14 protein-coding genes are annotated in these 13,299 nt (G+C 43.8%); 9 read left to right on the top strand and 5 right to left on the bottom strand.

Features of this window, described 5'->3' with window-relative positions; translation table 11 throughout:
• Positions 1-1,074, top strand: a complete 1,074-nt coding sequence (locus K5L93_RS10615) for a glycosyltransferase family 9 protein (protein WP_220719819.1) — start codon at positions 1-3, stop codon at positions 1,072-1,074.
• Positions 1,075-1,076: 2 nt separating this feature from the next.
• Here the strand turns inward: K5L93_RS10615 and K5L93_RS10620 are convergent, their stop codons facing one another.
• Both K5L93_RS10620 and K5L93_RS10625 read right to left on the bottom strand, forming a co-directional pair.
• Positions 1,077-1,856: a glycosyltransferase family 2 protein gene (locus K5L93_RS10620; RefSeq protein ID WP_220719820.1), complete on the bottom strand. Its 780-nt coding sequence runs from the start codon at positions 1,854-1,856 to the stop codon at positions 1,077-1,079.
• Positions 1,853-2,902 carry a glycosyltransferase family 9 protein gene (locus K5L93_RS10625; protein ID WP_220719821.1) on the bottom strand — a complete coding sequence of 350 codons (1,050 nt, stop codon included), beginning with the start codon at positions 2,900-2,902 and terminating at the stop codon, positions 1,853-1,855. The genes K5L93_RS10620 and K5L93_RS10625 overlap by 4 nt, the downstream gene beginning before the upstream one ends.
• 89 nt (positions 2,903-2,991) lie before the next feature.
• Between K5L93_RS10625 and K5L93_RS10630 the strand changes: the two genes are divergently transcribed.
• Positions 2,992-3,711, top strand: a complete 720-nt coding sequence (locus K5L93_RS10630; protein ID WP_220719822.1) for a 3-deoxy-D-manno-octulosonic acid kinase — start codon at positions 2,992-2,994, stop codon at positions 3,709-3,711.
• Here the strand turns inward: K5L93_RS10630 and waaA are convergent.
• Complete coding sequence (waaA, locus tag K5L93_RS10635) at positions 3,708-4,964, bottom strand: lipid IV(A) 3-deoxy-D-manno-octulosonic acid transferase (protein WP_220719823.1); 1,257 nt, start codon at positions 4,962-4,964, stop codon at positions 3,708-3,710. The two genes, K5L93_RS10630 and waaA, sit on opposite strands and share 4 nt — an antisense overlap.
• A 119-nt stretch (positions 4,965-5,083) precedes the next feature.
• Here waaA and K5L93_RS10640 point away from each other — a divergent pair, with 119 nt between their 5' ends.
• Positions 5,084-6,085, top strand: a complete 1,002-nt coding sequence (locus K5L93_RS10640; RefSeq protein WP_220719824.1) for a glycosyltransferase family 9 protein — start codon at positions 5,084-5,086, stop codon at positions 6,083-6,085.
• Positions 6,086-6,089: 4 nt separating this feature from the next.
• On the top strand, positions 6,090-6,905 hold the full coding sequence (locus tag K5L93_RS10645) for a glycosyltransferase family 2 protein (protein WP_220719825.1): 816 nt from the start codon (positions 6,090-6,092) through the stop codon (positions 6,903-6,905).
• Here K5L93_RS10645 and waaF read toward each other — a convergent pair.
• Both waaF and rfaD read right to left on the bottom strand, forming a co-directional pair.
• Positions 6,902-7,933, bottom strand: coding sequence for a lipopolysaccharide heptosyltransferase II (gene waaF, locus K5L93_RS10650; protein ID WP_220719826.1), 1,032 nt, complete (start codon positions 7,931-7,933; stop codon positions 6,902-6,904). The two genes, K5L93_RS10645 and waaF, sit on opposite strands and share 4 nt — an antisense overlap.
• Positions 7,934-7,982: 49 nt before the next feature.
• Positions 7,983-8,939: an ADP-glyceromanno-heptose 6-epimerase gene (gene rfaD, locus K5L93_RS10655; RefSeq protein WP_016400135.1), complete on the bottom strand. Its 957-nt coding sequence runs from the start codon at positions 8,937-8,939 to the stop codon at positions 7,983-7,985.
• A gap of 156 nt (positions 8,940-9,095) precedes the next feature.
• Between rfaD and K5L93_RS10660 the strand changes: the two genes are divergently transcribed.
• The 5 genes from K5L93_RS10660 to K5L93_RS10680 all read left to right on the top strand — a co-directional run bounded on the left by K5L93_RS10660 (position 9,096) and on the right by K5L93_RS10680 (position 13,275).
• Positions 9,096-9,740, top strand: a complete 645-nt coding sequence (locus K5L93_RS10660) for a TetR/AcrR family transcriptional regulator (protein WP_220719827.1) — start codon at positions 9,096-9,098, stop codon at positions 9,738-9,740.
• A gap of 82 nt (positions 9,741-9,822) precedes the next feature.
• Entirely contained in the window at positions 9,823-11,016 is a 1,194-nt protein-coding gene (locus tag K5L93_RS10665; RefSeq protein ID WP_220719828.1) for a glycine C-acetyltransferase, read from the top strand.
• A gap of 2 nt (positions 11,017-11,018) precedes the next feature.
• Positions 11,019-12,044 (top strand): L-threonine 3-dehydrogenase, encoded by a 1,026-nt coding sequence (gene tdh, locus K5L93_RS10670; RefSeq protein WP_220721504.1) that lies wholly within the window; start codon positions 11,019-11,021, stop codon positions 12,042-12,044.
• A gap of 48 nt (positions 12,045-12,092) precedes the next feature.
• Positions 12,093-12,845, top strand: coding sequence for an N-acetyltransferase (locus K5L93_RS10675; protein WP_220719829.1), 753 nt, complete (start codon positions 12,093-12,095; stop codon positions 12,843-12,845).
• Entirely contained in the window at positions 12,838-13,275 is a 438-nt protein-coding gene (locus tag K5L93_RS10680; RefSeq protein WP_246615115.1) for a MaoC family dehydratase, read from the top strand. The genes K5L93_RS10675 and K5L93_RS10680 overlap by 8 nt, the downstream gene beginning before the upstream one ends.
• The last annotated feature ends 24 nt before the right edge of the window (positions 13,276-13,299 follow it).

Here is a 13,299-nt window from a genome sequence, read left to right on the forward strand (position 1 = left end):
ATGAGCGTAAGAAAAAAGATAAAAACGGCACTGCGAAAGTTTGACGGAAAGCGCAGAGAGAAATCGATTGGTTTGGAGGTTTGGTTTCTTAAATTTCTGGGCGGTAGAAACGGTAGAACTAAGCGTTTGCTTAAGCCTACAGAGGTGAAACGTGTTTTAATTATTCGCAACAACAAACGCATAGGAAATATGTTTTTTTTATTGCCCTTTGTTAACCAAGTTAAAGCGCTGTATCCCGATGCTGAGGTTGAGCTAATACTTAGTGATCCTTGGCAGGGCTCGATATTTGAAAACCTAGGGTTGGCTAAAGTCCATTTCTCTCAGTTTGGTTTGAAAACCATTCCGCAGTTTTTTCGGGTAATGAGGCAACTAAAGCAACAGCCCTATGATTTGGCTCTAGTGCCTTATGGTGGGTCAAGTGATCGGATTGTCGCGTCGATGATTGAAAGCAAAAATGTTATTGCCTTTAACGGTTCGGCTAATGCAGCTATTTGTAGCCATACGTTTAAATATCAAGGCCGCTACCAACACTTTGCACTTAGCTGTATGGAGCTTTTAGAGCAACTGCATAATGCTGAGCCCACTGAATATTTTGGACGACTAGTATTGAGTGACGCTGAGCAGCAAGAAGCGCTTAAGCAATTGCAGACTTTGTTGGGCGAATGCCAAGCAAAACCAAGTTTGGCGTATTTTCGTGGCGCGCGTGGCGCTAAGGTGATTGCCGATAAAGACTGGCAGGCTTTGTTAGCTAAGTTTAAGCAGCACTATGCTGGCGAAGTGAACCTTATTGAGATACTGAGCCCTGATGTAACAGAGCCACTGGCAGAAGCAGATTTCACCTATTCTAATGGTGATTTAAGAAAGTTAGCGGCATTTTTACAGCAAGTACCGTTGTTTTTCTGTGGTGATACAGGCCCCTTACACCTTGCAAGCTCTGCTGGTGCCTATTGCGTAGGTTTGTTTACGGTAACCAACGTAGCGCAATATGGCTGCCTAGGTGAACACGCAGTTAATGTGACTGATTTGGCTGCTATTGATGCAGGCAAATTGTTGGAAGAACTTAAACTTAAGTAAGTTTACTTTTTGTAGTGGCTGTCGTTTTCTCGTGCCCATAAATCGGCGTATTTAACAAAGGTTGAATGCGCTGATAACAGGGCTATCAAAAAGCCGGCTTTACCATCTAAAAAACCGCGTTTAAGTAAATACATTTTGGCAAAACAACCTATGGCGTGCATTACGCCTTGCCCCAATGTTGCACGTTTCCCTCTGGCTTCGCGTTGATCTGCCCAAGCTTTGGCATAACCCGCTGATTTGACTAAGTAGTGCTCTATGTTTTTGTAGGAGTAATGCAAGATATCACCGTCTAGCTCTGCCACTTGGCAATTCTCCGGCACTATTACAGACTCGTGCACTAAGTTATCGTTGTAGCCAGTGAGTTCTCGTGGATAAAGGCGAATGTGTCGGTAGTACCAGCCAGAGTGCTTTAAAAAGCGGCCAAATACCCAAGTAAGTTCATTAAGATTAAATACGGTGTTATTCGGCGGGTTTTCAAGCATTTTTTGGATATTTTGGCGCAGAGTGTCATCAATACGTTCATCGGCATCTACTGCCAAGATCCAATCGCTGTTTGCATAACTTTGGGCCAGTTGCTTTTGTTTACCAAAGCCCGGCCACTTAGCATTGCTATAAACATCTTTAGTATATTGTTTGGCAAGGGCTACGGTACTGTCGGTGCTGCCAGAGTCAACAACTACTATTTGGTCCACCCAAGTTAAGCTTTCTAAGCAATCTTTTAGACTGTCTTGCTCATTTTTAGTAATGATTATTGCGCTAATGCTAGCTTGGCGTGCACTCATAATAGTTGCTCTTTTTTAATTAATTCAAACATCTCAATAACGGCATCGAGCGTAATATGTTGCATAGCCTTTGGGTCTTTTACTCGGCTGCGCCAACTAAGTTGCTCGGCAGGTTTACCTTGCTCTTGTTCGATTAGCTGTTGCCAAACACTCACTACGTAGTTTCGGTAATGATAAGGCCCGGTGCGTTGCGGGTTGTGGTGAGCATACAGCCCTAAAACGGGTGTATTTACCGCTACCGCCATGTGGGCTGGGCCAGTATCTGGTGATATTAGCAGATCTGCTTGGGCAATCAGTGCCCAAAGCTGGCTTAAGCTGGTTTTTCCACAAAGGTTGTTTAATTTTCCTTGGCAAGCTTGGTTAATTTGCTCGCTTAGAGCCACTTCATTGCTAGCTGGGCTGCCGATTAAGCTCACATGGTAACCCTGCTTAAGCGCGTATTGGGCGATGCCTGCATAACCTTGTAAGGTCCAATTTTTATAGGCTTTGCTAGCGGCCGGACAGATCACGATTTGTTTACCAGAACTGCCTAGCAATTGTTTGGCAGTTTGTTGGTCTGCTTGAGAAAGTGGAACCTGCCAACTTGGAGTTTGAATATCTACTCCCAGTGGTAATAGAAACTGTAAAAAACCATCTAAGACATGAGCAGAATTAGCCGCCGCAATTTTCTCGTTAGTAAATAGCCATTGGCCATCTTTAGCGCGGCTCTTGTCAAAACCAATTCTACGCTTTGCGCGAATGCAGCAGCTTAACAAGCTGGCGCGCAGTGCTGCTTGCATATGTAGCAATACATCAAATTGTTGGTTCTTAAGCTCTCGTTTAATGGCGAGCATGCCTTTCAAGCCATCTTTTTTATTGTATATAACCAGTTTTATATCACTGACGGCCGCTAATAGCTGTGCTTCTGCCTTGCCGCAAATCCAGGTGATGTCGCTATTTGGGTAATGTTGTTGCAGTTGCTGTATTACTGCGAGGGCATTACATACGTCGCCAATGGCAGAGAGGCGTAATACGCAGATTTTTAAGGTAGCTGATTTGCTGTTCATTTTGACAAAAGTGGCGGATTTTCTTAAGTATTATGCTTTTTGCTGCGTGCGTTGTAAAATTGCTGTGATTTGTTTCACAAGCGATAACTATGCAAATAGAAAAACAAAAAACTGCTGACGGCTGGCTATTTTATAACCCAGATATATGGCGGCAAGTTAGTGACGCTTATTTTGAGCCACGTCATTGGCAGCAAAATAGAGCTGTAGTTGGCCAAGCAATGGGGCGAGGTAAAACGCTGTTTTTTCGTTTTGAGCATCGTGAGTTTGTATTACGCCATTATCACCGCGGTGGTTTAATCTCAAAGTTAAGCAATGACCGATATATCTACTCCAGTTTACAAAGTAGTCGTGTGTGGAAAGAATTTTCATTATTGATGAAATTACAAACCTTAGGTTTGCCCGCTCCAGTGCCAGTGGCCGGCAGAGTAAAACGTAAAGGATTTAGTTTTCAAGCGGATTTGATTTTAGAGCGGATTAGTGGCGCTAAAGATCTTGCTAAGTTACTTAGCGAGCGTCGGTTATCATTAGCCTTGTGGCAAAAAATTGCAGAGACTATCGCCCAATTTCATCAAGCGGGGGTTTATCATGCTGATTTAAACCTGCGGAATATTATGGTTGATGATCAGCAGCAGGTTTGGCTTATTGATTTCGATAATGGCCGCATTTGTCGCCCGCGTAAAAAATGGCAGCAAGCCAATATCGCTCGTTTATACCGCTCTCTAGAGAAAGAGCAAGCCAAACCAGGGTATTGCCATTGGTTAGAGTCTGACTGGCAGCATTTTTTAACTAGCTATCAGCAGGCGCTTTAAGGGGTTAAGGCAGATATACTGCGTGTTAACGCACCTTGGTTTTGTTTTACAATTGTTAAACCCGCGTCACCCGCTTTGCGGCGCTCTTCCTGGTTTGCCAACCACGCTTTAAGCCAGTTGGCCAGTTGTTCTGTATCAGCGCTTAGTTTAAGTGCGCCTGATGCCTGTAATTGTTGGCTAATGTCTGAGAAATTAAAATCATGTTCGCCCGCCACACAAGGCAAGCCCATGGCGGCTGCTTCTAAGTAATTATGTCCGCCAATGGGTACTAATGACCCCCCGATAAATGCGGCATCGGCACAGCCATACATCAACAGCATCTCGCCCATAGTGTCGGCTAAATAAACCGCGTTTTTTGCGCTGGGGCTTTGTTGTTTGCTGCGACGTGCGCAATCAAAGCCGCTGCCTGCGATTAATTCGGCCACTTGATCGAAGCGCTCTGGGTGTCGCGGCACTAATATTAATACGCTGTCGGGAAGCTGCTTGCGTACTTTTTGCATTACCTCAAGTATTTTCTCGTCTTCGCCTTTATGGGTGCTTGCGGCAATCCATACTAAGCGCTCACCAAACAAACTCGACCTAAGTTGCTTTGCTTGTTGCTGTATATTTTTGGTATCGGGTAGGTCGTATTTTATAGAACCCGTTACCACTAAGTTGGCTGCCGCAACTCCCAATTGATTAAAGCGCTGTGCGTCATCTTGATGTTGTGCTAATACCAAATTGAGCTTGTTATAAAGGTTTTGAGCAAAACCTTTAAATCGCATATATCCCCTGCACGAGCGTTCAGACATTCGAGCGTTTATTAGCGATACCGGGATCTGCTTTTTGTGACACAAGCTTAACCAGTTTGGCCACAATTCGGTTTCCATAATCCATAGCTTTTTAGGTCGGTGAAGATGCAGAAAGCAGCAAATACAAGGCCATAAATCAAAGGGCGCATAACGATGAGTAACTAAGTCACCAAGTTTTTGTTTAACCTGTTCAGCCCCGGTGGCCGTGGTGGTGGTGAGTAGAATGTTTAACTCTGGCTGTTGTTGTTTTATTTGAGTAATTAGTGGAATAGCAGCCAATACTTCGCCTACCGATACCGCATGAAACCACAGGTCCACCTTCGCCACTTTTTGGCTAAGCCCAAAATGTTCCAACCAGCGTTTGCCTACCGAAGGTTTACCCGCTCGTGGCCAATAGAGTTTGTACAGGGCTAAGGGAAGTACTAAAACGAGTAGTAGTTGGTATAAGAAAAAGACGATCACATTCTGGTTAACATAGAGAGTAATGCAGCGAGTTTAGCACCTAAATACGGCGAAAGGTTAGTAGTTTGCTTTTAAGCTGTTAATATTGCCTTGGAAGAGAATTGTATAAAGTGAACAAAGTGAAAGTCATTATTATTCGAGCCGGGGCCTTAGGCGATACGGTTTTTGCAACCGCAATTGTCGATGCTTTATATTCTCAATTTGGAGATGCTCTTGCAGTTGATTGGTTAGGAACTCCCTTAGCAAAAGGTTTGTTTGCTGAGGATCCGTTGATTAAAAATGTGTTTTCTTTGAGAAGACGTAAATTACCTATTTGCTTAAGTAAAGAGAAGCGCGCAATTGTTAATCATTCGAAGAAGCAACCTTATGATTTGCTGATTAACTTGGAGCATTCTGCTCGTTTTCATTCACTGTTTAAGTCAATTAAGGCAACACAAAAACTCAATGTAGCTGACGTAGATAAAAGCAAAGCGTTGGGGCCGCATGCGGTAGACAATATGCTTTCTGTATTTTCGGGTACTGACTATCAATATAAACACGCTAAGCCGCGTTTAGTTGGCTCGAGTTTAGACAAAATAGCCGATAAGTTTAACCTGCCTGACAGCTATATAGTTTTGCATGCCGCTAATAGCCACTCTGATAAACAAGACTACCGTAGTTATAGAGCTTGGCCTATTGAGCAGTGGTTGCTGTTAGCTAAGCAGCTTCTCGATTCTTGCCATGTGGTATTAGTTGGCACCGCTGAAGAAGCAAAAGGTCTTGCGCCACTTACGGCCTTAAAGCATAAAAACCTGCATAACTTAGTGGGTAATACAAACTTAGCTGAGCTTATAGGTGTATTGGGAAATGCCAGAGCGGTTGTGACTACCGACACGGGGCCATCGCACATTGCGGCGGCGGCTGGCGCTCCTACTTTAGCCTTGTTCGGTCCAAGTGATCCTAATGAAACCGGGCCATATTCCTGTAAAGCTAACCATGTAAGCGTTGTTAGCTTGCAATTAGATTGCTCACCTTGCTCTTTTACCCCTCGATTTAAGCAGTGCCAACACAATAATTGTATGAAGCAATTGCCAGTAGAACGGGTGCTGTCTCAGCTTAGCTCAATGATGAATAACATTTAACATTATGAATATTACGGTAATAGTTCGAGTTTATAACCGACTTGATGATCTAGCATGCTGCTTACAGGTAATAAATCAGCTTTGGCAGCAAAATAATTACCATGTAGTGTTGGTAAGTAACGGTAAAAACGCGGGCTACGTTGTTTCTGAAGAACTTGAAAAATATGCTAACGTGCACGTTTGCCTTGAAGAAAATGCTGGTCACCTGAAGGGAAATAGTCAGCTACTGCAGGCCGCTATACCTTATATTGCAGACGATAGTGAGTACACCGTTATTTTGGAGGCCGATACTTGGTTGCTTGATGATTCGCTAATTACTCGATACTGCAGGAAAATGAGTAATCAGGCCGCGGTTTGGTCGAGTGCTAGCTGGATATCGAATGTTTGGAGTGTTGGTCTAGATTTTGCGATTATCTCAAGTGACTATTTACGTGCGAATCCCAAGCTAGTTGATTATGGTGAGCACCCTGAGAAAACCGTATGTAATTATTTACTAGAAGATCATCAGCGCTTTTTGTTCATAAAAGAGAATATGCCTGTTCACCCGAGTAAGCTTTTCCGAACGTTATACCCTAAATGTAATTACCGTTTTAATAGCTTTATTCGTTCTAAAATGGTGACTCACCATATTGAAGAGCTTGACGGAGGCTTAGCAGAAAAAAAGCGCCTTGCGAACTTGTGCCTGGATGATGACTTCTTCCCTGTAAATCAAACTCAAAGCCGTTTTCTATTTAGGCTAAAATGTCGGCTGATTGCTTTATTGGTGGTGGTTTTACCGCAATCTAGTTGGTTTAAGCCTAAGCGTCGTTGGCAAGGTTAAGGCAATAACTCATCCATTGCATGAATTGCTCTACCAGCAGACAGTTCGGTTAAACACTTTAGGTGGCCAAACTGACAAGTCTTTTTAAAACACGGGCGACAATCGATATCAGTATGCAAGATAGCGGCATGTTTGGTTAGTGGTGGTGTGTATTTTGGTGAAGACGAACCATAAACGGCGATTAACGGTAACTCTAGCGCTGCGGCGATGTGCATTAAACCTGAGTCATTACTTACCGCCAAAGTCGCTAGCGCCATTAAATCGATAGCTTCAGCTAACTTAGTTTTTCCTGCAAGGTTGTGGCAGTACTGTTGCTGCTCTTGGGGGACGTGGCTAATGATTTGCGCTCCCACGGCTTGATCTTTATCTGAGCCAAAAATCCATACTTGACCTTTGCGCTCGCTAATCCAGTGGGCTGCCACTTGGGCGTAGTGTTGCTCTGGCCAGCGCTTTGCAGGACCAAATTCTGCGCCAGGGCACAAGGCTAATATTGGCTGTTCTGTGTTTAATGCAAGCTGAGTTAAAGCCTCTTGCTGATTTGCTTGGTTGGCTTGTAGCTGAGGGTGCAGATAAGCGGGTAGATCAGCTGCTGATTGCATCGACGTTTTAGGGTGAGCCAAGGAAACATAACGCTCCACCATTAGTGGGAATTTTTGTTTGTTGCTGCGCAAATCGTTAAGCAGACCATAGCGGCTTTCCCCTTTCCAACCAGTACGTTGCTTAATGCCGGCAAACCAAGGGATTAGTGCGGACTTTAATGAGTTAGGTTGGGTAATGGCCCAATCATAGCGGTTTTGTTTTAGCTCGCGGGCTAGCTTCCAACGTGTTGCAAGTTGCAAATCACCGTGGCCTAAGGGCATACGCAGCGCATTGTCTACTTCGGGCATCCGCTCCAGCATGGGGCGACACCAATCTGGTGCTAATACGTCCAACTGCGCCTTGGGGTGCAGTTGTTTAAGGGTTTTGTACAAGCTTTGCGACATTACCATATCGCCTACCCAAGATGGGCCTACCACCAAAATTTTCATTAACAACCTATGTTAAAAAAGGGGCTTGTCGCCCCTTGAGTATTTTTTATTACTTGTTTAGCCAGGCCATGTATTCTGCTACCCCTTGGGCAACGTCTTTAAATGGTTCTGCATAACCGGCTGCGCGTAGCTTGTCGATATTTGCTTGGGTAAAGCTTTGATAACGACCTTTTAGGTGATCTGGGAATGGAATGTACTCAATTTCACCTTTTTGGTGATAGTTGATTACCGCTTCCGCCACCGCTCGAAAAGGTTCTGCTTGGCCTGTACCTAGGTTGAAAATACCGCTTTGGTCCGGGTTTTTCCAAAACCATAGGTTTACTTTTACCACGTCGCCAACGTAAACAAAGTCTCGGCTTTGTCCGCCGTTGCCATAGCCGTCATAACCTTCAAATAATTTAGGGTTTTGCCCATCATTTACTTGGTTATTTAGGTGGAAAGCCACACTGGCCATGCTGCCTTTGTGTTGCTCGCGAGGGCCATATACGTTGAAGTAACGAAAGCCAACTACTTGAGAGTCAATTTCGGGTAACAAACGGCGCACGTAATTATCAAACTGTAGTTTTGAATAACCATATACATTAAGTGGGCCTTCGTATTGCTTTTCTTCTTTGAAAATCTCTGTGTCACCATAAGTGGCAGCAGACGAGGCATATAAGAACGGAATGCGACGGTCTAAGCAGTAATGCAATAGCTCTTTTGAGTACTCGTAGTTGTTTTCCATCATGTACTTGCCGTCCCACTCAGTGGTGGCAGAGCAAGCGCCCTCATGGAAAATGGCTTCAATTTTTTGGCCGTATTCAGCGCCAATATCTTCGCCAGAAACAATACGAGCTATGAAGTCGTCTTTATCGAGGTAGTCAGCGATTTCTAGGTCAACTAAATTGACGAATTTGGTGCCGTCTTTGAGGTCGTCAACCACAATGATGTCATTATGGCCTTGTTCATTGAGACTTTTTACAATGTTTGCGCCAATAAAGCCCGCGCCACCTGTTACGATAATCATAATACTGCCATTCCAAAAATTGCCGTTAATCTAAGGATTTTATGCTGTGGCGAGGGGAATAGCAATTGTGCTTCCAGTTGAATCTAGCCAATAAAAACTGGATTTTGGCAGCGTTTGCAGGTATCAACGTAATATCATTGAGAACTTTTTAGCCAAATGAAAACTAAAGACAAAATAATTCATACTTCTCTCAAACTCTTCAACGAGCGCGGCGAAAGACAAATCACAACCAATCATATCGCCGCCGAGCTGGGCATTAGCCCCGGAAATCTTTACTACCATTTTAGTAACAAACAAGAAATTATCCGCAGCATTTTCGATTTATACGTGGCTCAGTTAGAAAGCAGTTTTCGTCCTCATGCTGATCAACGATTACGCCTAGAACACTTAACGCAGTACCTAGATGCCAGCTTTGAGCTAATGTGGCGTTTTCGTTTTATGTACGCCAACTTGTTAGAACTGTTGGCGCGAGATGCTGAACTAGAACAGAAATACCAAGCCTTACAGTTAGAACTGGCTAATTGGAGCCGAGATATTCTTTTTCAGTTACGCGAGAGTCGCTTTATAAGTGGTGATGATGCAACAATGGTAGAGTTAGCCGACAGTGTTAAGTTTATTATTGGTGCTTGGATTGGCTACCAAAGCGCTCAGTTAAAAGGTGGGGAAATCACTAAACCTCGCTTGTATCAAGGGGTGCTTAAAATCTTGTTTACCCTGCGCCCATACTTTACTGAGGAGTCGCAAAACATCTATCAAGATTTGCATCAACATTATGTAAAATGTGCTGAACGCAGTGAATAGTTTTTAATTTAGATTTAAGGCTGTATTTGCCAAATAAAACACTATAATTCAGCTATTATTCTGGATTTTAATAGGGTTTGCCATGACAGCCGCTTTCTCAGCACACATTTCTCAGCTCTTACAACAAGTAAAAGATGACGGTTTATATAAGCATGAGCGAGTTATCAACTCGCAGCAGCAAGCCGCTATCGCTGTAGAACAAGGCCAAGTTGTTAACTTTTGTGCTAACAATTACTTGGGCTTAGCCAATTCCCCCGCTCTTATTGAGGCAGCCAAATCGGGTTTAGATAGCCACGGCTTTGGTGCTGCTTCGGTGCGTTTTATTTGTGGTACTCAAGATATTCACAAACGCTTAGAGCAAGGCTTGAGTGAGTTTCTGGGTATGGAAGATACGATTTTGTATTCTTCTTGCTTTGATGCCAACGCTGGGCTTTTTGAAACCTTATTGGGTCCAGAGGATGCGATTATCTCTGATGCACTAAACCATGCTTCGATTATTGATGGTGTTCGTTTATGCAAAGCAAAGCGTTTTCGTTATGCCAACAATGATTTAGCAGAGCTTGAGCAATGCTTAAAAGCCGCCGATGAAGCAGGAGCGCGTTTTAAGCTGATTGCCACCGATGGTGTATTCTCTATGGATGGCGTAATTGCTAACTTGCCAGGCATTTGTGATTTAGCTGATAAGTACGATGCCATGGTAATGGTTGATGATTCTCACGCTGTTGGCTTTGTTGGTGAACATGGCCGTGGCACCCATGAGTACCATCAAGTAATGGACAGAGTGGATATTATTACTGGCACCTTAGGTAAAGCTATGGGCGGTGCTTCAGGTGGTTTTACTTCAGCTAAAAAAGAAGTGATTGATTGGTTGCGCCAACGCTCTCGTCCTTACCTCTTCTCTAACTCCCTCGCCCCGGCCATTGTTAGTGCGTCTCTTAAAGTATTGGAATTACTCGCTGGAGGTGATGCTCTGCGTAAACAGCTGTGGGATAACGTCGAATACTTCAGAACTGAGATGAGCCAAGCGGGCTTTACTTTAGCGGGCGCCGACCATGCCATCATTCCTGTGATGTTAGGTGACGCGAAACTGGCAAGCACCTTTGCCGACAAATTACTTGAGCGCGGTATTTACGTGATTGGTTTTTCTTTCCCTGTGGTACCTAAAGACCAAGCAAGGATCCGTACGCAAATTTCGGCCGCGCATACACGCGAGCAACTAGAACATGCCGTTTCAGCCTTTACAGAAGTAGGTAAAGAGTTGGGGGTGATTGAATGAGCATTAAAGCCTTAGCAAAGTTAAAAACAGAGCCTGGGATTTGGATGACCCAAGTCGACATGCCAGAGCTTGGTCACAACGACCTTCTGATTAAAATAAACAAAACCGCTATTTGCGGTACCGATGTGCACATCTACAACTGGGATGAATGGTCACAAAAAACCATTCCAGTGCCTATGGTGATAGGCCATGAGTATGCAGGAGAAGTGGTGGATATTGGCCAAGAAGTACGTGGCTTTTCGGTGGGTGATAGAGTCTCTGGCGAAGGGCACATTACCTGTGGTCATTGCCGTAACTGCCGGGGTGGGCGTACCCATTTGTGCCGCAATACTGTTGGAGTTGGCGTAAATCGTACTGGCTGCTTTTCAGAATACTTGGTTATTCCTGCAGTTAACGCTTTTAAACTACCCGACGAAATTAGTGACGACTTAGCCGCTATCTTTGACCCCTTTGGTAATGCTGTACACAGTGCCCTCTCGTTTGATTTAGTGGGCGAAGATGTATTGATTACCGGCGCCGGCCCCATTGGTGTAATGGCTGCGGCCATTTGTAAGCATGTTGGTGCGCGCCATGTGGTGGTAACTGATGTAAATGACTACCGCTTGGATCTAGCCCAAAAAATGGGGGCAACTCGGGTAGTCAATGTTGCCAAGCAATCGTTGAAAGATACCATGAACGAACTCAACATGACCGAGGGCTTTGATGTAGGCCTAGAAATGTCTGGTGTGCCCAGCGCTTTTAGCTCTATGTTAGAGCTGATGAATCATGGCGGTAAGGTCGCAATGTTGGGCATTCCACCCAGCGATATGGGTATTGATTGGAGCCAAGTTATTTTTAAAGGCTTGGTGATTAAAGGTATCTATGGCCGAGAGATGTTTGAAACATGGTATAAAATGGCATCTTTGGTACAATCTGGCCTCGATTTAAGCCCAATCATTACGCATCATTATAGTGTTGACGATTTTCAGCAAGGTTTTGATGCGATGCGCTCAGGACAAAGTGGCAAGGTTATTTTGGATTGGCGTTAGTAAAAAAATTATTATTTGTAGTAAGCGATAATAACCTGGATATGAGATATGGATATACACCCTACAGCGATTATATCGCCTAAAGCGACCCTTGGTAATAATGTTACTGTTGGCCCATTTTCGATCGTTCATGATAATGTTGAAATTGCAGATAATGTGGTGATTGAATCTCACTGTGAATTGGGTGTTAGAAATCAACGAACGGGTGATAAACCCTTAGTGGTTGGCAGCAATTCTCATATTCGCTCTCATAGTGTTTTGTATGCGGCCTCGAGCTTTGGAAGTAATTTCGTAACAGGGCATAGGGTTACCATTAGAGAGAACACTTCTGCAGGTAAAAATTTTCAAGTTGGTACCTTAGGCGACATCCAAGGTGATTGTGTGATAGGAGATTATGTGCGTTTTCATAGTAATGTGCATATTGGTCAACACTCTATTGTCGGCAATTTTGTATGGATCTTCCCTTATGTGGTTTTAACCAATGATCCCCATCCCCCAAGTAACGTAATGCAAGGCGTAACTGTAGAAGACTTTGCTGTGATTGCCACTATGAGTGTGATTCTTCCAGGAGTGAAAATCGCAGGAGGCTGTTTGGTTGCTGCTCACTCTTCGGTTAACCGAAATACTAAAGCGAATACTATTTATGCCGGTTCACCTGCAAAAGCAGTAGGTGAAACGTCAAAGATTCGTTTAAAAGATGGCTCTAGGAGACCCGCTTACCCTTGGCCAAAGCATTTTAAGCGTGGTTACCCAGAAGAAGCCATTAAAATTTTGGAGAGTATCGCCAGTGACAATGCCTAACCAGCAGCCGACCAAAAAAAAATATACTTTGGAGGAGTTAATCGAAGGGATGAGTGCTGAATTAACTCAAGTTATTGCGGCAGAGGACACCTTGCAATTCGCTGATTTATCTGGAGATTGTAACCCTGTTCATCTAGATGAAAACTATGCTGCGAACTCAAGATATAAGAAGCGTATAGCTCATGGTTTGCATGGGGCAAGTTTTTTTTCAGCTCTATTTGGTACTCAATTACCAGGCGAAGGCTGTGTGTACGCATCACAAAATCTGCAGTTTAAGAGGCCTGTATATGTAGGTGATACGGTTACGGCAAAAGTGACAATTCGTAAGATTGATCGTGTGAAAAAGATTGTGAGTTTTGAAACCAAATGCTTTGTCAAAAACAAAGTCGTAATTGATGGTTCCGCGGATATTTTTATGCCTCAAAAGTAACCTCATAATAATTTAATTGGAATA

It is taken from the genome of Agarivorans litoreus (assembly GCF_019649015.1).
GTDB lineage: Bacteria > Pseudomonadota > Gammaproteobacteria > Enterobacterales > Celerinatantimonadaceae > Agarivorans > Agarivorans litoreus.

What these genes read in the sequence shown, in the direction of transcription:
- K5L93_RS10615 (WP_220719819.1), top strand. Translation starts at nt 1, where the DNA reads ATGAGCGTAAGAAAAAAGATAAAAACGGCACTGCGAAAGTTTGACGGA.
- K5L93_RS10620 (WP_220719820.1), bottom strand. Translation starts at nt 1,856, where the DNA reads ATGAGTGCACGCCAAGCTAGCATTAGCGCAATAATCATTACTAAAAAT.
- K5L93_RS10625 (WP_220719821.1), bottom strand. Translation starts at nt 2,902, where the DNA reads ATGAACAGCAAATCAGCTACCTTAAAAATCTGCGTATTACGCCTCTCT.
- K5L93_RS10630 (WP_220719822.1), top strand. Translation starts at nt 2,992, where the DNA reads ATGCAAATAGAAAAACAAAAAACTGCTGACGGCTGGCTATTTTATAAC.
- K5L93_RS10645 (WP_220719825.1), top strand. Translation starts at nt 6,090, where the DNA reads ATGAATATTACGGTAATAGTTCGAGTTTATAACCGACTTGATGATCTA.
- waaF (WP_220719826.1), bottom strand. Translation starts at nt 7,933, where the DNA reads ATGAAAATTTTGGTGGTAGGCCCATCTTGGGTAGGCGATATGGTAATG.
- rfaD (WP_016400135.1), bottom strand. Translation starts at nt 8,939, where the DNA reads ATGATTATCGTAACAGGTGGCGCGGGCTTTATTGGCGCAAACATTGTA.
- K5L93_RS10660 (WP_220719827.1), top strand. Translation starts at nt 9,096, where the DNA reads ATGAAAACTAAAGACAAAATAATTCATACTTCTCTCAAACTCTTCAAC.
- K5L93_RS10665 (WP_220719828.1), top strand. Translation starts at nt 9,823, where the DNA reads ATGACAGCCGCTTTCTCAGCACACATTTCTCAGCTCTTACAACAAGTA.
- K5L93_RS10675 (WP_220719829.1), top strand. Translation starts at nt 12,093, where the DNA reads ATGGATATACACCCTACAGCGATTATATCGCCTAAAGCGACCCTTGGT.
- K5L93_RS10680 (WP_246615115.1), top strand. Translation starts at nt 12,838, where the DNA reads ATGCCTAACCAGCAGCCGACCAAAAAAAAATATACTTTGGAGGAGTTA.